This window comes from Thiobacillus sp. (assembly GCA_024235835.1).
Taxonomy (GTDB): domain Bacteria; phylum Pseudomonadota; class Gammaproteobacteria; order Burkholderiales; family Thiobacillaceae; genus PFJX01.
In genome coordinates this window covers 28,466-48,044 of record JACKLQ010000005.1, presented here as the reverse complement: position 1 = coordinate 48,044, position 19,579 = coordinate 28,466, and the positions used below count along the sequence as shown (strand labels likewise).

At 66.2% G+C, this 19,579-nt stretch carries 8 protein-coding genes; all 8 read left to right on the top strand.

What is annotated here, in order from left to right; translation table 11 throughout:
* The first annotated feature begins 38 nt into the window (after positions 1 to 38).
* The 8 genes from H6935_16605 (at position 39) to H6935_16570 (ending at position 19,577) form a co-directional block, all read left to right on the top strand.
* The gene (locus H6935_16605; protein ID MCP5279953.1) at positions 39 to 1,547 is read left to right on the top strand and encodes a hypothetical protein; all 1,509 of its coding nucleotides are present in this window, start codon (positions 39 to 41) and stop codon (positions 1,545 to 1,547) included.
* Between the two features lie 128 nt (positions 1,548 to 1,675).
* Positions 1,676 to 3,346, top strand: coding sequence for a ShlB/FhaC/HecB family hemolysin secretion/activation protein (locus tag H6935_16600; GenBank protein ID MCP5279952.1), 1,671 nt, complete (start codon positions 1,676 to 1,678; stop codon positions 3,344 to 3,346).
* Positions 3,347 to 3,385: 39 nt separating this feature from the next.
* Positions 3,386 to 14,146: a filamentous hemagglutinin family protein gene (locus tag H6935_16595; GenBank protein MCP5279951.1), complete on the top strand. Its 10,761-nt coding sequence runs from the start codon at positions 3,386 to 3,388 to the stop codon at positions 14,144 to 14,146.
* Positions 14,147 to 14,331: 185 nt separating this feature from the next.
* Positions 14,332 to 16,104, top strand: coding sequence for a DUF2341 domain-containing protein (locus H6935_16590; protein MCP5279950.1), 1,773 nt, complete (start codon positions 14,332 to 14,334; stop codon positions 16,102 to 16,104).
* Between the two features lie 12 nt (positions 16,105 to 16,116).
* Positions 16,117 to 16,524: a biopolymer transporter ExbD gene (locus H6935_16585; protein ID MCP5279949.1), complete on the top strand. Its 408-nt coding sequence runs from the start codon at positions 16,117 to 16,119 to the stop codon at positions 16,522 to 16,524.
* A 2-nt stretch (positions 16,525 to 16,526) separates the two neighbouring features.
* Positions 16,527 to 17,210 carry a hypothetical protein gene (locus tag H6935_16580; protein ID MCP5279948.1) on the top strand — a complete coding sequence of 228 codons (684 nt, stop codon included), beginning with the start codon at positions 16,527 to 16,529 and terminating at the stop codon, positions 17,208 to 17,210.
* 26 nt (positions 17,211 to 17,236) lie between these two features.
* Positions 17,237 to 18,793: a putative porin gene (locus H6935_16575; protein ID MCP5279947.1), complete on the top strand. Its 1,557-nt coding sequence runs from the start codon at positions 17,237 to 17,239 to the stop codon at positions 18,791 to 18,793.
* Positions 18,780 to 19,577 carry an ankyrin repeat domain-containing protein gene (locus tag H6935_16570; GenBank protein ID MCP5279946.1) on the top strand — a complete coding sequence of 266 codons (798 nt, stop codon included), beginning with the start codon at positions 18,780 to 18,782 and terminating at the stop codon, positions 19,575 to 19,577. The genes H6935_16575 and H6935_16570 overlap by 14 nt, the downstream gene beginning before the upstream one ends.
* The last annotated feature ends 2 nt before the right edge of the window (positions 19,578 to 19,579 follow it).

The window sequence follows — 19,579 nt, the reverse complement described above, 5'->3', positions numbered from 1 at the left end:
GGGCAGGTCGTACCTCTTCTTGATTTAGGAGTTTTGACATGAAACTGAAGCACCTCCCCCTGGCCGTGGCCGCCGCCCTGGTCGCCCCCGCCGCCTTCGCCACCGCCCCCGCCAGCCCCACCGACACCGCCGGCGCCATCACCATCTTCATGTCCGGTGCCTCCGCCCCTGACGAGTTCATGGAGTCCATCATGACCGGCATGATGGATGCCGGCTTCTACAAGTACAAGGCCACCAGCGGCACCTCCGCCGGCCGCGCCTTCCTGGGCTACATCAAGAGCGACGCCTCCATCCCCGCCTCCATCCGCGGCCAGAAGGTGTTGTTCATCAAGCGTTCCGCCGGCGGTTCCGTCTGGGGCGTTAACCCCCTGGCCCGCGCCGAGGCCATCTCCCGCCTGAAGGCCGCCGACGCCTCCTGCTCCGCCACCCCGGAGGCCGATGGCTACTACACCTGCCCCGTGGTAGGCGTGGACCCGGGCGTAGGCGCCCCCACCGGCGAGGAACTGGTGCCTGACTTCGGCGTGTCCGACGTGGCCCCCTTCATGTTCAAGGAACCCTACAACGTGGAATTCGGCGCTGGCCAGTTGTCCGCCGCCGAGACCGCCGGCCTGACCGTGCGCGCCGTGAACACCCTGATGATGGGTGTGGTGGCCACCGCCGCCGTGCCCAACAGCTCCTACATCTCCACCGCCGACTACGGCGCCATGCTCACCGGCAACCTGACCGACTGGAGCCAGATCGGCGATGGCGCCGTGGCCCCCGCCGGCGGCACCCAGGTGGTGGTCTGCCGCCGCCACCAGGGCTCCGGCACGCAGACCAGCTACAACTGGTACTTCAACAACTTCCCCTGCACCTCTGCTTCCGGCACCTCCGGTGTCAGCGGCGATACCGTGCCTGCCCGCATGGACGCCAGCGCCGGCTTCATGGCCGCTGGTTCCGGCACCTCCGCCGATCCCTTCGTCATCGACGTGACCGCCGGCTATACCGTCCTGGAGAACTCCGGTTCCGGCGACGTGCGCAAGTGCCTGAAGGCCGCCCAGTCTGGCACCGACTACACCTTCAAGGGTGAAGACGGCACCTACTACAAGGCCAACTTCTCCGCCGCCGGTGGTGCCATGGGCGCCGTGGGCGTGCTGTCCCTGGACAGCCAGCAGTCCACCAGCGACGGCGCGGGCACCCTGTGGACCTTCCGCACCCTGAACGGTGCCGGCTCCATGGACAAGGGCGCCAACAACGTGGCCGACGAGACCTGCTCCAGCACCGGCACGCTGTCCGGCACGTGCCCCAACCGGGAGAACCTGCGTGAAGGCCGTTATGACTTCGCCGCCGAGTTGTCCATGCAGTACCGCACCAGCCTGAGCGGCCAGAAGCTGGATTTCGCCAACGAGTTCATCGACCGCGCCGGCGACCCCGCCTTCCAGAAGCCCTGGACCCTGGCCCTGCCCCCGGTCTATGACCCCACCGAAACCGTCGCCTACGACGGCGGTCTGGTCGCCAAGGCCACCCGCTTCGGCAACATGTGCTCTCCTCTGCAGAAGCTGTTCTAAGCCGGGCATAGCCTGATCGGCCCCATGACAGGCGGCCCCGTGCCGCCCATCAGCCCCTACCACTCCCCGCTTGCGGGGAGTGGTTTTTTGCTTGAAGGGATACGTCGCCTACGGGCGGGTGTTTCTCCATGGCCCTGCCTGCCGGGGCCATGGAGAAACATGCCACCGACAAGACCATGAACTGGAACCACGGACTCACGCCCCCCGCCAAGGGCGCACACCCCCACCGCGTCTGGGCCTGGGGGGCGTTGCTGGCCCTCCTTTCCGCCACCGCCCAGGCCGAAGAAACCGGCTTTGACATCCTGGAATTCGTGGTGGAGGGCAACACCGTGCTGCCTGCCCAGCACATCGAGGAAGCCGTGTACCCCTTCATGGGGGAAAAGAAGGGCATCGGCGAAGCGGATGCCGCCCGTACCGCCCTGGAAAAGGCCTATCACGACAACGGCTACCTGACGGTATTCGTGGACATTCCCGAGCAGGAAGTGAAGTCCGGCGTTGTGCGCCTGCGTGTGACCGAAGGCCAGGTGGAACGCCTGCGGGTGACTGGTTCCCGCTACTACAGCCTGGGGCGCATCAGGGCCAAGGCCCCGGACCTGGCGGAAGGCAGTGTGCCCTACTTCCCCGAGGTGCAGAAGCAGCTGGCCGGGGTCAACAAGGGCGCGGACCGGCGGGTGACGCCGGTGTTGCGCCCCGGCCGGACCCCGGGCAAGGTGGAGGTGGACCTGAAGGTGGAGGACCAGCTACCCCTGCATGGCAGTGTGGAACTGAACGACCGCTATTCAGCCAACACCACCAAGAGCCGGCTGAATGCCAACCTGCGCTACGACAACCTGTGGCAGCAGGAGCACAGCCTCACCCTGGGCTTGCAAACAGCTCCCGAGGATACGGATGAAAGCAAGGTCCTTTCCGCCACCTACGTCTGGCCCATGGCGAATGGCAATTACCTGGCGGCTTACGGCGTCTTGTCCGAGAGCGACGTGGCCAGCGTGGGGGATGTGAATGTGGTCGGCAACGGCCTGATTGCCGGCCTGAGGTACATCCTGCCCCTGCGGTCCCGGCCCGGGTATTTCCATACCCTGACCCTGGGCATGGATTTCAAGGACTTTGATGAAACCGTCAAGCTGCAGGGCACGGACAGCGCCAATACCCCCATTTCCTATCTGCCCTTCAGCCTGGGCTACGAGGGCAACCTGCGCTCGGACCAGTCCCAGACCCAGTTCAACGCCACCCTGAACTTCTCCCTGCGGGGCCTGGCGGACGGGGAGGTTGAATGCCTGCCCGGCATCTTCGTGAATGAATTCGCCTGCAAGCGCTTCCTGGGGCGGGCCAACTATGCCTACCTGCGCCTGGACCTGAAGCACACCCGCACCTTCCCAAGCGGCTGGAGCCTGTTTGGACGAGGGACGGCCCAGGTGGCCAGCAGCCCCCTGATCTCCAACGAACAATTCTCCGCCGGGGGTGTGGATTCGGTGCGGGGCTATACGGAATCCGTTGTCTCCGGGGACCAGGGCCTGGCCTGGGGGTTGGAAATGAGAGCCCCTTCCCTGGCCCAGAGACTCTCCCCCCGGCTGGAGGAATTCAACCTGTATGCCTTCGTGGAAGGGGCCAGCCTGAGCATCCACGATCCCTTGCCCGCCCAGACTGACCAGTTCGATCTGCTGGCCGCCGGCCTGGGCTTGCGGTTCAAGGGTTGGGGCGGGTTCTACGGCCACCTGGACTGGGCCCATCCCTATGAAGACGCCGGCCCGGTCCTGGCCGGCGAGGACCGTTTCCATCTGCGTCTGGGTTACGCCTGGTAAGGCCCCGGACACTGAACTGATCGACCGAGGAGTGCCGCCATGAACGCCCGTCTTTTCCGCCTGGTCTTCAACACCAAGTTGGGGATGGTCGTGCCCGCCCACGAGACGGCCCGCGCCCGGGGCAAGGCCGGCACCTCCTCCGGCGTCACCGCCGCCACCCTCACCCTGGCCAGCCTGCTAGCCGCCGGCCCCGCCCCGGCCCAATTGCCGGTGCCTTGCGGCGGCGGGGCCTGCGGCACCAACCCCAACCCCAACCCCACCGCCTTTGTCACCGGCGGTGCAGCCAGCTATGCCGTCCAGGGCACCCGGGGCATCGTCCACCAGACCACCGACAAGGCCATCCTGAACTGGCAGAGCCACAACGTGGGCCGGGGCTTCAGCATGGAGTACCTTCTGCCCAGCGCGGATGCCGCCACCCTGAGCCGCATCTGGCAAAGCGATGCCAGCGCCATCGCCGGGGCCCTCAAGTCCAACGGACAGCTCTACCTGCTCAACCAGAACGGCATCCTGTTCGCCAACGGCGCCCAGGTAAACGTGGGCGGCCTGGTAGCCTCGGCCCTGGACATGGACGATGCGGTTTTCCTGCATCCCAATGGCCTTTTCAGCCGGACGGATGATGCCGGCCGGGTGAGCCCAGCGTTCCAGTGGCGGGGTACGGCGGCGGAATTTTCCAGCACCCTCATTCGGGTCAAGCCGGATGCCAGGCTGGAGGCCGCCCTGGGCGGCGCCATCATGCTGTTCGGCCCCCGGGTGATCAACCAGGGCGAGATCCACACCCAGGAAGGGCAGACCGTGCTGGCCGCGGGCGGCAAGGTCTATCTGTCCGCCCCCCCCGGATCCGAGGGGCTGAAGGCGGATTCGCCCTACCGGGGCCTGGCGGGCATGCTGGTGGAAGTGGACCCCTTCGAGGAGGCCGTCACGGGGACGCGGCTTTCCGGCCAGGTCATCAACGATGCCATGGGGCGCATCATCACCGAGCGGGGCAACGCCACCCTGGCTGCCCTGGCGGTCAACCAGTCTGGAAGGGTCACCGCCACCACCTCGGTTACCCACAAGGGGTCGGTGCGCCTGCTGGCCCGGGAGCGAATGACCTACGACCAGAATTTTCTCGCCCGGGGGGCGAATGTCATCACCGCCAGCGAGACCGGCAAGGCCGAGCTGGGGGCCAATAGCGTCACCGAGGTGCTGCCGGAACTGGCCAGCGAAAAGTCCATCAACGACAGCCAGACCTTCAACCCCTCCACGGTGGAGGTCATGGGCAGCCGTATCGTTTTGGATCAAGGCGCCCGGGTTGTGGTACCCGGTGGCCATGTCAGCCTCTCCGCCCAGGCGGATGGCAGCCTCTACCAGGGCGGCGACGGCGCCGACAACGGCCACCGCATCTACATGGCGCCAGGCAGCCTGATCGATGTATCCGGGGTGGAAGACGTGGACATCGCCATGGCGCGCAATTTCATCGAGGTGGAACTGCGGGGCACGGAATTACGCGACAACCCCTTGAACCGGAACGGCTACCTGCGTGGCAACAAGGTCTGGGTGGACATCCGCAACCTGCCGGACAAGGACCTGGCGGACGTGTCCGGCTACGTCGACCAGGTGGGTCGCGGCATAGGCGAAAAACTGTCGGCCGGGGGCAGCGCCTCCATGCGGTCCGAAGGGGATATCGTCCTGCGCCAGGGCTCGGCCATCGATCTCTCCGGCGGCTCACTGAACTACCATAGCGGCTACGCCACCGCCAGCCAGCTGATATCCCAGGGCCAGGTTTTTGATATTGGCGACGCGCCGGCGGACCGGCTATATGACGGCATCGTCGGCCAATACAGTTACACCGACCCCAAGTGGGGCGTCACACGCACCATCACCCTACCCCTCATCGTCCAGTACCACGAAGGCTACGTGCAGGGCCAGAATGCCGGCAGCCTGAGCCTGGAAGCCAGTGCCCTGGCCATGGATGGGTCGTTGATCGCCCGCACCATCACCGGCCCCTTCCAAAGGCGGCGGCCCAGCACTGACGGCACCGCGCCCACCCAGGGCCAGTTGCCGGCATTGGGCCGGCTGGTGATCGGCAACGCCAGCCAGGCCGGGGTGGCCAACGGTGACATGAAAATCCCGGATGTGCTCCTGAGCGGCACCTCCACCACCTTGCCGGGAAAATTCACCGCCAACACGGCCCTGGCCGCGAACCGTTGGGACACCTTCGTGCTATCCACAGGCATGCTGCGCGACAGCGGAGTGGGCCATGTGGAGGTGTACAGCAACGGCAAGATCATCGTGGCCCCGGACGGCGGCCTGGATTTGCCGGCCTACGGCAGCGCCACCCTGGTGGGGGGCGCCGTGGATGTCCAGGCCGGCATTCAGGTGGCGGGGGGCTCCATGCATCTGGCCAGCCAGCTCACGACCACCACCGGCCTGGGGGAAACAGGCATCCGGGTGGGCGATGGCGTGGTGCTCTCCGTGGCCGGGGTCTGGACCAACGACACCCTGCCGGACGCCGACATCAACGCTGCCGTGGTGCTGGATGGCGGTGACATCACCCTCCGGTCGGTCACGGGGCTGGCACTGGGCGCCGGCAGCTTGCTGGATGCCAACAGTGGTGGCTGGTATGGCGCGGATCATGTCCTGGAAGGTGGCACCGGCGGGGACATCACCCTGCTATCCACCAGCAACGAGGAGGTGCTGGACCTCATGACCCCGAACCTGCTGCTCCGGGGAGAACTGCGGGCCTGGGGCATGAACCGGGGAGGTACCCTGACCCTGCGTGCCCCGGCCCTGACCCTGGGCACCACGCGCCGGGGCGTGGCGGGTGAACTGCTATTCAGCCCGGACGACCTCAACCAAGCCGGTTTCGGTGCCTATGCCCTTGAGGGTGTGAACAGCGTGGTGCTGCAAAGCGGCGCCCAATTGCACCCCCGGCAACGCCTGCTGGCTCTGAATCTGGACTTTGCCACCCGGATCAGTGGCCAGGCCCTGGCGGGCATGACCCACGTGGAACGTCCTCCGGAGGACTACCGCCAGGCGGTGGATGTCAGCCTGAAGTCCACCCATGGCAGCCCCTACCTGGCGGATGGCACCCCCACCGGCTGGCTGGCGGTGGAAGCCGGTTCCCGTCTCGAACTCGAGGCCGGCGGTGAGCTGGACCTTTCCGCCACCCAGCACCAGCTCCAGGTCCATGGCAGGCTTGTGGCGCCGGCGGGGCAAATCCGGCTCACCATGCGGGGAAACCCGGGGGAGGAGGATTCGGATCCTGGCTATGACCCCAGCCAGGCCATCTGGATCGGCCATGGCGCGGTACTGGACGCGGGCGGCGCCGTGGTGAGCCAGCCCGGCAATGATGGCCTGAACCGGGGCCAGGTACTGGACGGCGGCACCATCCGCCTTACTTCTCACAAGGGCTATGTGGTCGCCCAGTCCGGGGCACGCCTGGACGTTTCCGGAGCCGCGGCGCAACTGGATGTGGCCGTCCCCACCCAGCGTGGCTTCACCTACCTTCGCCAGCGGGTGGCCAGCTCGGGCGGCGCCATCCTGGTCCAAGCGCGGGAAGGCGCCGTGCTGGATGCGGCCATGGCAGCCTCGGCTCCCGGCAGTGTGGGAGGCGCCCTGACGGTGACCCTGGACCGGGCCGGCGTGGACCCGGAGCTGCGGGTGCCTCCCTACCCCGGCACCACGTCGGGCAACCCCGCGTCCTACCCCAGCATCGACCCCGACCGGCGCTGGAAGATCGTCCTGAGCGACATCCACACTCCCCTGGCGGACGCCCTGAACCCCGGTGACGCCATCGATGGCGCGGCCCCGGGACGAGTTCGCCTGGGCGCCAGCCAACTGGAGAATGCGGGCTTTGCCAGCCTGCACCTGAACGCCGAACATGCCGTGGCCTTTGAAGGCAACCCGAACCTGGGCATGAATCGGGTCATGAACCTGAATGCGCCGGTTCTGGAATCAGATGGCGGCCGCGTGGACCTGGCAGCAGCCTACGTGGGTCTGGGCAACACCACCCGGTTCGTCCAGCGGCAGGTCCTGGAGACGCCCCTGCCCGGCACCGGGCAACTGAAAGTATCGGCCCGACACATCGACCTGCATGGCTACCTCAGCCTGCAAGGCATTGAGCAGGCCCATTTCACCAGCGCTGGGGATATCCGGGCCGTGGGGGTCATTGCTGACGCCGCTCTGCCCTACCCCACCGGCGCCCTGGGCGCCGCGGGCACGATCAACTTCACTGCCCGCCAGGTCTATCCCGCCACGCTGACGGAATACGTGATACATGCCCAAGGGGCCGGCAGCCGGGTGATCTTCAACCGCAACGGCACCCCCGGTCCCGTGCTGTCCGCCGCCGGCAGCCTGGTGGTCCAGGCCGATGACATCATGCAACGGGGCGTCGTCAAGGCACCCTTCGGCGAGATCGCCCTGCAAGGCACGAACTCGGTGACCCTGGATGCCGGCAGCCTCACCAGCGTGTCAGGGGAAGGCCAGGTCATTCCCCTGGGCAGCACCGTACTCACCGGACGCAAGTGGGTCTATCAGGTCAATGGCCTGAGCCGGGAATTGAGCGCCCCGGACAAGGCCGTGGTCCTTTCTGCGCCGGCGGTGGCGGTGAAAAAGCGGGCTACCCTGGATGTGAGCGGCGGTGGTGACCTGTTGGCCCAGGAGTGGATTCCTGGCCTGGGCGGTTCCATGGACGTGCTTGATTCCGCCCACAACCCCGACACCTACGCCATCCTCCCGGGCTACGGCAATGGCTTCGCCCCCCAGGACCCCCAGTACGACGACGATGCCACCCAGCCCCTGGCGGGCCAGTCCATCCACCTGGCCGGCGTGACTGGCTTGAAGGACGGTTACTACACCCTCCTGCCGGCCCGCTATGCCCTGCTGCCTGGTGCCTACGCCATCACCCCAGTGCCGGGCCAGCTGGACATGGTCCCTGGCCAGAACCATGTCCAAGCGGACGGCGCTGCCATCGTCGCCGGACAAGGCGCCCTGCTGACCCACAACGGCGCCCTGGTCAACGTGGGCCGACGGGGCGCCTATCGGGTGCAGCCCGGCGACCTGATCCGCGGCCAATCCGAATATCTCTCCACCGCCGCGTCAGCCTTCCTGTCGGGCTCCGGCGGCCTGCTGCCCGGCGATGCCGGGCGGGTAAGCATCGAAGCCAGTGGTGATCTGATCTTCGCCGGCAACCTTGCCGCAGATCATGACTCCGGGCGGAGGGGGGCCCAGGTGGATTTGTCCGCGCCCCGGTTGGCGGTGGTGTCCGATGGCGCGCCGGCGATGGCCGGGTATCTGACCCTGGAGGTGGGCATGCTCAATGCCCTGAAGGCGGAAAGCCTGCTGCTGGGAGGCACCCGGACACAAACCGCTTTGGGCACCTGGGCACGGGTAGGCGCCTCGGAGATACTGCTGGCAAATGATGTCCGGCATCCCCTGGCCGGAAGTGAAGTGCTATTGGCCGCCACGGAGCGCGTCACCCTGGCGGACGGCGCGACCCTGCGAACCAGGGGCACGGCGGCGGACGCACCGCGACGGCTGACTCTGGGCCACGCCGCCCATGCCGACCTGGACATCAACCAGGATGGGTTCCTGAACGACGCAGACGCCCTTGCCCTGGGGGCCGACCTCAACGCTGATGGCCTGCATGACCTGGACGATGTGGCCATTCATGCCCTGGGGAATGGGCTGGATTATCTGGATGAAAGCAACAACCCCAGGCAGGCCAATCGTGGAGATCTGGCAGCGGTATATGCCATCGGCGACCTGGATGGCGATAACCGGATGGATTTTTCTGATCTGGCCGGCGTTTCCGGTGATGGCGCCCTGCTGGCCGTGGCCAGTGCCGGTGGCCTGGAAATCGTGCGCCAGTCCGTGGGCAGCCAGAGGGGGGTGCTCGACGTGGCGGCAGACGCCAGCATCAGCGGCCATGCCGTGATCCTGGACGCCACCCTGGACAACCTGGCGGCGGCCCAGCCCACCCTTTTGGACGGTGGCCAGCTCGATATTGGCGCGGGCCGCATCAGCTTTGGCGCCCCCGCCATCCAGGTGCCCGGACTGGTGTTCGCCCAGGAAGACCTTAAGGCCCTCCTTGCCGGGGTGGGTGACCTGACCCTGCGCAGTTACAGCACCCTGGACATCCACGGGAACCTGGACATGCAAGCCATGTTCCAGGCGTTGCGCCTCGCCAACCCCAACCTGGCAATGCCCCGCCTGCGGCTTGAATCGGCAGGTATCGCCGGTTACGGGGGCGATGCGGTACTGGCGGCAGGCAGGCTGGAACTGAACAACCGATCCGGCAATGGCTTTTCCACCCCCGGCCAGCTTGTCCCCGGAGCAGGCAACCTGACACTTCAGGCCGATACCCTGAGCCTCGGTGATGGTGTCTTCCGCATCGCCGGCTACACTTCCAGCACGGTGATCGCCCAAGGGGCCCTTCAGGCTCAGGGAGAGGGCAGCCTGAAAGCGGATGGCGACCTGACCCTGGCCACTCCCCGCATCACCGCCAACAATGGCGCCGTCTACGCCTTCGAAGCCGATGGCATGTTGCGGACCGTCCGGCGCAGCCCACCACAGGGTTTCAGAGCGGAGAGCGCGGGGGTCGTCGCGAGCCTCGCCTTCAGTGGCGCCAGCGTGGTCCATGGGTCCATTGTGGAGACACCCTCTGGCACGGTGACCTTCACCGCCACCGATGGTGACCTCACTCTGGTGGACGGGGGCCAAGTCCTGGCCCGGGGCCAGGTGGTGGGCATTCATGACGAGTCCTTTGCCCTGCCTGGCGGCGCGGTGCAGATGGTGGCGGAAGCGGGTAACGTGGTGATGGACGACGGCAGCCTGGTGGATGTATCCGCAGATGGCGCCGACGCGGGCTCGGTGGAAGTGTCCGCCCGATCCGGCCACTTCCGGGTAGAGGGAGAACTGCGGGGACGTGCCCAGGCATTACGGGATGTCCACGGCAACAGCCTGGCCCCCGCCGGCGAGGGCGCGACCTTCCGGCTGGATACCCTGGCCCTGTTCGATGCCGGCGCCCCGGGGGGCGGCGATGACCTGTCCGCGATTAACTCGGCCCTGGGCCAGGGCTTCCGGGGCGAGCAGGTGTTACGGCTGCGCAGTGGCGACCTGGAGGTGGCGGCCACTGATACCCTACGGGCCGGCCGGGTGGAATTGACCGCCGACAACGGCGGCATCCGCGTGCTGGGCACCCTGGATGCCTCGGGCGACAAGGGCGGCGAGATCGGGCTATATGCCAAGGACGACCTGATCCTGGATGCCGGCGGCAAGCTCCTGGCCCTGGGGCTGGCCGACACTGAAAGCACGGCCGGCACCCTGGGACGGGGCGGCACGGTGATCCTTTCCAGCTCCGCCGGAACCCTGGCCACGGAAGCGGATTCCATGATCGATGTGACAGGGGACCGGGCAGGCATGATTACAGGAGGCGGCGGGCGCGTCTGGTTGCGGGCTCCGCGAACTGGCAACGGGGCCGGGACAGACCTGGCAATATCCGCCCTGGATGGACAAATCCTGGGCGCCCGGGAAATCCTGGCGGAAGGGGTCAAGGTCTACGACGGCTTCGGCAAGATCGACATCGGCACCACCAGCGGAATCAAGCTGGGGTTCGACAGCCTGAATACTGAAAACAACATTTTCATGAGCAAGGCCGCCGCCATTGCCAGCCGCCTGGACCCAACCGGAAATCCTGCATTCCGGGTCACGCCGGGTGTTGAAGTCCGCAGTGCCGGCAATCTGGAAGTATCCCGGGACTGGAACCTGTTCAAGTCCAGCTCGGCCACCCTGAGTATCACCCGACCGGTGGCAGTACGCACCAGCCAGGCCATGGTACTGACCCTGAGGGCGGCTGGAGATCTCGTCATCAAGGGGTCCATCAATGATGGTTTCTGGATCGGCAATAGCCTCCCCAACGGCGAAAAATTCGACCAAAGCAAGCACTCCGCCTACGTACTCCAGGCAGGGCCTTCCAGCGCCTACAACTTCGTGGCGGGCGCGGACACCCAGGCCGCGAACCCCTTTGCCTATGCGGCGGGGAACGGGAACTTCTCCCTCGCGGCCGGCAAATTCATCCGCACCGGAGCCGGCGACATCCGCATCGCCGCCGGTGGAAACGTGGTCCTGGAGGGGGCCAAGTCGGTGATCTATACGGCGGGCATCCCTGGGCCGGCGGTGCCCGGCTTCGATCGCCTGTCACCTGCCGGTTTCCCCACCGCCTACCCCAACCAGGTTCTGAAAGCGATCTATCCCACCCAGGGCGGGGACATCCACATCCGTGCGGGGGGAGACATCGAAGACAGGAATACACTGGCGACAGAGGCGAGAGAGTGGCAATTGCGCTACCAGGATGCGGACATCGACCTGGCCACGGGCCAGGTGTACCTGAACCGGCAGCCCTCGTACTTCCCTCGCTTCGACCTGTTCAAACGAGGCATTGGCACCCTGGGAGGCGGAGACATCGATGTGGCCGCGGCCGGGGATGTCGTCAATCTCTGGCTGTTCGCCCCCACCAACGCGCGTCAGGGTGGCGACCGGAGCGCCGCCCCCGATGCCGCCAACCTTGCGCAGCAGGGAGGCGGAGACGTACGCTTGCGGGCCGGGGGTGACATCACCGGTGCCCAGGTGATGGTGCAAGAGGGCCAGGGCCGGCTGGTGGCAGGGCTCACCGCTGAAGTGGGCTTCACCGCCGGGGATGCCCGGATTTCGGTGTATGCACCCGAGAAAGCGACCATCCTGGGATTTGTAGATCCCCTCCTGCAGGACGCCCACGGCAACAACACCCCCCCTGGCGTGGGGGCGGACAACGTCAATTTTGTGGTCAACAGCGGTGCCCCCACCTCCAGGCTGGATGTCCTGTCGGTGCTGGAGGGCATCTCCCTGGCCAATGCGACCCATGCCTACCCAGGCACCCTGGCCGCCAGGACCCCCCTGGGCGGCGTGGTGATCCAGGATGGCTTGACCATGCTGCCCCATGCCACCGGCCAACTGGTGCTGGCAGCCGGGCGGGACGTCGTTTTCGAGGGCGGACTGGTGATGTCCGACTACAGTCCGGACCAACTGCCCAACCTGACCCGACCTGGCACGAGCCAGCCGGATCTCTCCCTGTATGAGTCCTTCCTGAACCACGCCCCCGGCCTACTGCATCTAGGAGACAGGACCGCGGCGCGTATCTACGCCCTTGCAGGGGACATCCTCGGGGTCACGGAAGGGGGCTCTCTGGTGGAACTGGTGCTCCCGAAGGCCGCTCATCTCAAGGCGGGACGGGACGTGAAGGACCTCTCCATGGTGATCCAGAACGTCCACTCTGATGACATGAGCAGCATCCGCGCCGGACGGGACATCCGCCTGCCGGATGGCTTCAACGTGGCAGACGGCAGCGTGAGTTCCAGCAACCATGCCATGGCCGTGGCCGGCCCCGGCTACCTGATGCTCCAGGCGGGCCGGGACGTGGACCTGGGCAGTTCCGAAGGGGTGCTCTCCATCGGCAATGAATTCAACCCTTACCTGGACAAGCAGGGCGCCGACCTGATGATCATGGCTGGCCTGGGCATCCAGGATGGTGGAGTGCGTGAACCGCATTACCAGGCCTTCGCCAACGACTACCTGGCGGCGGGAAGCAAGGCGCTCAACGACCTTCGGAACGAGCTTGGCTACCGAGCCCGCAAGGACGTGGCGGTTACCGTATTGGCTGAACATCCTGAACTGGACCCGGACAACGCCGCTGACAGGCAAACCATCGATGCCTATCTGGACGGCCATTACGCCGCCCGGGTGACGGCCCGCCAGCATGCGTTGTGGTCCGCCTTTGAGGCCATGCCCCTGGAAGCCCGGGTGACCCGGGTGTTCTTCAACGAACTGCAGGCCGCCGGTGAAGAGTTCAACGCGGCCCCCTCCCCCAAGGTCGCCCAGGATGCCCAGCGTGGTTTTGACGCCGTGGCGAGCTTGTTCCCGACAAAAGCAGGCAGCGAAGCCATCACCTATGCCGGCAACGTGAATTTCTATTTCAGCCAAGTACGCTCCAACCGGGGCGGGAATGTGGAGATCTTCGCGCCTGGCGGCCTGGTGAACGTGGGCCTCGCCAGCAGCGGAGAACTCAGCAAGAGCGAAGCGGAACTGGGCCTTTTCACCATTCGCGGCGGCGATATCCGCGCCTACGTCCATGACGACTTCCTGGTGAACCAATCCCGCGTCTTCACCCTGGGGGGGGGGGCCATCCTGCTCTGGTCCGACGTGGGCGACATCGATGCCGGCAAGGGGGCCAAGACCGCCGCCGCCGCGCCACCACCCCAGTTGCGCGTGGAGAACGGCCGCATCTTTTTCGACATCACCAGCTCCGTCGCCGGCAGCGGCATCGGCACCATCAACACCAGCCGGGCCAACCCCCGCGACGATGGCCACCTGATCGCGCCCAACGGCGAAATCAATGCCGGCGACGCGGGCATCCGTTCCGCTGGCAACCTGTCCATCGCCGCCGTGCGGGTGGTGGGGGCGGACAACATCCAGGTAGGCGGCATTTCCACCGGGGTGCCCGTGGCCGACACATCCGGGCTGTCTTCGGGGTTGAGCGGGGTGAGCGGCCTGAACGAGTCCGCCGGCGCCACCAGCGAAGCCACCCGCTCCATGTCATCTTCCGCCAAGGACGGCGAGGAGAACGCCCAGGCGACCAGGCAACTCTTGGCAAGCTTCAAGCCCACCTTCATCTCCGTTGAAGTGCTGGGCTTCGGCGAAGGCACCGCCAGCCTGGGGGGGCAGATGGACGAGGCCGAACGCAAGCGACGGGAAATGGAGAAACGCGGCCCGGACGGTGGCGCATAGGATGCGACCGGGCCGGGGACGGCTGAAGAGCTCCCTCCGCGTCCTGATGTGATAAGGAACCGCCGATGCGGGGCATCCGCGTCGATCCTTGCCGGCATGAGCCGTTCGGCTCATGCCGTCTTCACGTTCATGTAACGACCTGCCCACAAACTCGCAGGCTTTGTTCCCCCTCCGCGAAGCGAAGCATGAGAAGCCTGCTCCTGTTCCTTGCCCTGTTGTTCATAGCGCCTGTTTCCCATGCCTGGTGGAACGATGACTGGACCGTCCGCAGACAGGTCACCCTGGACACCTCGGCCTCGGGGGCCGAGACCGCGGCGGGCCTGGAGAACGTGCCGGTGCTGGTGCGCCTGCATACAGGCAACTTCGATTTCCTTTCCGTCATGGACGACGGGGCCGACCTGCGCTTCATTGCCGAGGACGACAAGACGCCGTTGAGATTCCACATCGAGAAATTCGACGCGGTGAACGAGGTTGCCCTGGTATGGGTGCAGGTGCCCAAACTGCAGCCCGGCAACAAGACCCAGAAAATCTGGATCTATTCCGGCAACGAGGATGCGGCGCCGGTCAGCGACGCCAAGGGGACCTACGACGTGGCCTACGTCGGGGTGTACCACCTGGCGGAGGCGAATGGCGCGCCCCAGGACGCCACGGGCTACGCCAACCACGCGCGGGAATTCAACGGGGCCCGCATCGCGGGGGCCCCCGTCGGCGAGGGCATCAAGCTCAACGGGGAGGCCGTGCTGGCCATCCCGGCCTCCCCGTCCCTGAAGATCGGGCCCGCGTCCGGCTTCACCTACTCGGCCTGGGTGCGGGCCGAAGGCGCCCAGGACGCGGTCCTCTTCAGCGTTCAGGAAGGCCCGAGGTCCATTGTTCTGGCGCTGGAGGCGGGCAAGCTGGTGGCCGCCGTCAACGACGGGGGCGTAAACCTGCGCACCGACCCCGGCGTGGACCTGCCGCCCGGGGGCTGGCACCACGTGGCCCTGTCGGTGGGCGAGGGTACGGCCCTGTACGTGAACGGCCAGAAGGTGGCGGAATCCGCCTCCCGGTGCCCCGAGCTCAACGGCGAGTTCATCTTCGGCCGGGGCTTCCGGGGAGACATGGACGAAATCGTGTTGTCCAACCTGGCCCGAGGCGCAGACTGGGTGAAGGTGATAGCCCTGGGCCAGGGGCCGGATGCCAGGCTCACCGTCTTCGGCGAGGAGGAGAGCGAGGGGGGCGGCGGCGAGGCCTCCTACTTCGGCGTCATCCTCCAGAGCGTTACCCTGGACGGCTGGGTGGTGATCGTGATCCTGATGATCATGCTGGGCATCAGCGCCATGGTCATGGTCACCAAGGCCATGGTGGTGGGCAAGACGGACAAGGCCAACCAGCAGTTCCTGGAGGCCTTCCGTGGTCTGGACAGTCGGCACACGGCGGATTTGGACCGTGAGGAAGCAAGCGAAGACGCGGACCTGAAGGATTCGGGCCTGGCCTCCATGGTGTTTGGTCACCACGACCATTTCCAGAACTCCAGCCTCTACCGCATCTATCACGCCGGTATCCAGGAAGTGAAGAAACGGGTGGGGGAGAAGACCGACGCGGTGCTGTCGTCCCAGGCCCTGAACGCCATTCGCGCCACCCTGGACGCCACCCTGGTGCGGGAGAACCAGAAGCTCAACAGTCTCATGGTGCTGCTCACCATCGCCATTTCCGGCGGTCCCTTCCTGGGCCTGCTGGGCACGGTGGTGGGGGTGATGATCACCTTCGCCGCCATCGCCGCCACGGGGGACGTGAACGTGGCGGCCATCGCGCCGGGCATCGCCGCCGCCCTGGTGGCCACCGTGGCAGGCCTGGCCGTGGCCATCCCGGCTCTGTTCGGCTACAACTACCTGGGCTCCCGCATCAAGTCCGTGGGTGCCGACATGCATGTGTTCGTGGACGAGTACATCGCCCGCATCGCGGAAACCTACAGCCGCTGAGGGGCGACGATCATGGCCGAACTGCGCGAAGACAACGAGCCCTACGACGACATCAACATCACGCCCATGCTGGACCTGGCCTACGTGCTGCTGGTGATCTTCATCATCATGACCACGGCCACGGTGCAGGGCATCCAGGTGAACCTGCCCAAGGCCAGCGCCGCCCCCAGCCTGGCCAAGCCCAAGACCAAGGCGGTCACCATCGACGCCAACGGGCAGATTTACCTGGACACCTATCCAGTCAGCATGAATGAACTGGAGACCCGTCTGAGGGGTTTCAAGGCCATCACCCCGGACCTGCCGGTGGTCATCAAGGGTGACGCCAAGATCCAGTACGAGAAGGTCATCGAGGTCATGGACCTGTGCGGACGGCTGGACATCACCCAGCTGGGCCTGGTGACCCAGAAGCTGGTCAAGTAGGCATGGCGGGCAAGCAGCGTTCCCTGCGCAGTCGTTTGCCGGTGTTGGCCGGCGCGTTGTTCATGTTGCTGTTTACCGCCGGCGTGGTATGGATGGTGAAGGGGTTCATCGACAACGCCGAGCCACCGGAAAAGACCCGGGTGCAGAAGATCTCCCTGGTGAAGCCGCCCCCGCCCAAGCCGGAGGAAAAGCCCCCCGAGCCGGAAAAGATGGAAGAAATCAAGGAGAGCCGGCAAGAGGAGGTGCAGATGGACGCGCCTCCTACCCCTGACCAGCCCCAGGACGAGGGCCCGCCCCCCGGCGAGCAGCTGGGCCTGGACGCCGAGGGCGGCGCCGGCAGTGACGGCTTCGGCCTGGCTGCGCGCAAGGGCGGGCGCGACATCACCACCCTGGGCTCCGGCGGCGGCATGGGGGACCGGGAAGGCTGGTACGGCCGCCTCATCTCCCGTCATTTCGAGGAATACCTGCGCCGCTCCAAGCGCCTGCAGGGCACGAATTACCAGGTGGTGGCCCAGGTCTGGTTCGACGGCGGCGCCGTGCGCCAGGTGCGCCTGACCCGGGGCAGTGGCAACTCAGAGACTGACGCGGCGATCCGCGAGGAAATCATGACCCTGCCGCCCCTGCGCGAGGTCCTGCCGGATGACCTGGCCCAGCCGGTGCGCATCCGGGTGGCCTCGAGGGCGTAACCAATTCGATTGACCGGAAAAGACTCATGACCAAGAAAAGAATCGCAGCTGCCCTGGCCTTGGGGGGACTGATCACCGCCCTGCCCGCCCACGCCGGTGAACGCGAGGACCTGGAAGCACTGCGCCAGACCACCCTGGCCATCCTCGACGCCCTGGTGGAGAAAGGCATAATGAACAAGGACGCCGCCGACACCCTGCTCAGGCAGGCCGAGGAAAAGGGCCGCGAGAAGGCCGAGGCCCTGGCCAAGGCGGAGGCCGGCGTGGTGCGGGTACAGTATGTGCCCGAGGCGGTGAAGCGGGAGATCCGCGAGCAGATCCGCCAGGAAGTGGTGGCCCAGGCCAAGACGGAGCGCTGGGGCGACGTGAACGCCGTGCCCGAATGGGTCGGAAGGCTGAAATGGGAAGGTGACCTGCGGGTTCGTTACCAGGATGACCTGTTCGCCGACGGCAACGCCGCTCCAGCTGTCTTCCAGGCTACAGGCGTGACCCTCGGCAATACAGCCGAGGATCGGGAACGCATGCGACTGCGAGCGCGCCTGGGGCTGCTGGCAAAGATCACGGATAAGGTGGTCGCGGGAGTTCGGGTTAGCACTGGGAATACGTCGGACCCCGTATCCACCAACCAGACCCTGGGCACCACCGCCAACAAGTACTCCCTGGTGCTGGATCGGGCCTACATCAAGGCAAAACCCTGGGATTGGCTCTCGGCCAGCGGGGGCCGCATTCCCAACCCCTTCTTCAGCACCGATCTGGTGTGGGATGACGACCTGAACTTCGAGGGCGTGGCCGCCACGTTCAAGCCCTGGCCCCGCGAATCCATGACCGCCAAGCCTTTCTTCACCCTTGGCGCCTTCCCGCTGCAGGAAGTGGAGACCTCCGCCACCAACCTGGCCCGGGACAAATGGCTCTATGCGGCCCAGGCCGGGCTGGACTGGCGCACGGGCGCCTTCACCCGCTGGCGCTTTGGCCTGGCTTACTACGACTACCGCAACGTGGCCGGCGTGCGCAATCCCACCCCCCTGGCCAACGGCTTCCATGACGCCACCGCGCCCCAGTTCCGGCAGAAGGGGAATTCCTTGTATGTCATCGACACCGACGCCAACAACAACGGTACGGCCGATGACCCGATCTGGGGCCTGGCATCCGACTACCGCTTGCTGAACTTCACCGCCATGGCCGACCTGGCCCATTTCGACCCCATCCACGTCATCCTGAGCGGGGATGTGGTGAAGAACATCGGCTATGACAGCGGCGAAATGGCTACCCGCATGGGCGCGGGCTACGCGGAGAAAACCCTGGGCTGGAACGCCAAGCTCACGGTGGGAAAACCCAGCATGGAATTGCCCGGCGACTGGCAGGTCTACCTGGGCTACCGTCACCTGGAGCGGGACGCCGTGCTGGATGCCTTCGCGGATTCGGACTTCCGCCTGGGAGGCACCGACGGGAAGGGCTATTACATCGGCGGCCTGTATGGCATCGACCGCAATACCTGGCTGTCCGCCCGCTGGCTTTCGGCCGATGAAATCGACGGCTTGCCGTTCGGGGTGGACGTGTTGCAGGTGGACCTGAATGCCAAGTTCTAGCCGCCTGGGGATCGCGCTGCTGGGGCTTATGGTGCTCGTCCCGGCGCGGATGGCCTTGGCCTTCGACCCCGAGCGGGATACCTGGCTGTTGCCCCTGCTGCAGACCCAGTCCCCACCCGGCGAGTTCCGGGTATCGGATCCTTTGGAGTACGTGCGCATGCGGGCCGCGGGCAACCAAGTGGAACCGGTTTACGCCAATCCCGCCCAGCGGGCCCTGATCGTGGCCGTGGCCAGTGGAAACCGAGCCGAAGTGGAAGCGCTGCTGAGGCAGGGCGTCAACCCCAACGGCAGGCCGGACATGTGGGGCCGATCCGCCCTGGTGTTGGCGGTCGACAAGGGTGACATGGAACTGGCGCGACTGCTGCTGGAGGCGGGTGCCGACCCTGATATGAAAGCAGGGGGCTACACACCCCTGGTTTTGGCGGCCCTTCATGGGCATGCGCGAATCGCCTGGATGCTGCTCAAGCACGGGGCCGATCCTGACCTGAAAAGCAGCGACGGCAACACGCCCCTGACGGCGGCGGCGTCCATGAACCACCCCCGAGTGATAGGCGAGTTGATGTCGTACAGGCCGGATTACACCCTTTACAACCTGGAAGGCCGCACCGCCCTGAGCGTGGCGGCGCTGGAAGGCTTCACGGACGCGGTGAGGGCCATGCTGGAGGCGGGGGTGGACGCCAACGTCCGCGACAAGTCGGGCGGCACGGCGCTGACGGCCGCGGGGTTCGATGACCACACAGAGGTGCTGGATCTGCTGGTGCAGTACGGCGCCTCAACCCAATGAGG

What these genes read in the sequence shown, in the direction of transcription:
- H6935_16575 (MCP5279947.1), top strand. Translation starts at nt 17,237, where the DNA reads ATGACCAAGAAAAGAATCGCAGCTGCCCTGGCCTTGGGGGGACTGATC.
- H6935_16605 (MCP5279953.1), top strand. Translation starts at nt 39, where the DNA reads ATGAAACTGAAGCACCTCCCCCTGGCCGTGGCCGCCGCCCTGGTCGCC.
- H6935_16570 (MCP5279946.1), top strand. Translation starts at nt 18,780, where the DNA reads ATGCCAAGTTCTAGCCGCCTGGGGATCGCGCTGCTGGGGCTTATGGTG.
- H6935_16590 (MCP5279950.1), top strand. Translation starts at nt 14,332, where the DNA reads ATGAGAAGCCTGCTCCTGTTCCTTGCCCTGTTGTTCATAGCGCCTGTT.
- H6935_16595 (MCP5279951.1), top strand. Translation starts at nt 3,386, where the DNA reads ATGAACGCCCGTCTTTTCCGCCTGGTCTTCAACACCAAGTTGGGGATG.
- H6935_16585 (MCP5279949.1), top strand. Translation starts at nt 16,117, where the DNA reads ATGGCCGAACTGCGCGAAGACAACGAGCCCTACGACGACATCAACATC.
- H6935_16600 (MCP5279952.1), top strand. Translation starts at nt 1,676, where the DNA reads ATGGCCCTGCCTGCCGGGGCCATGGAGAAACATGCCACCGACAAGACC.
- H6935_16580 (MCP5279948.1), top strand. Translation starts at nt 16,527, where the DNA reads ATGGCGGGCAAGCAGCGTTCCCTGCGCAGTCGTTTGCCGGTGTTGGCC.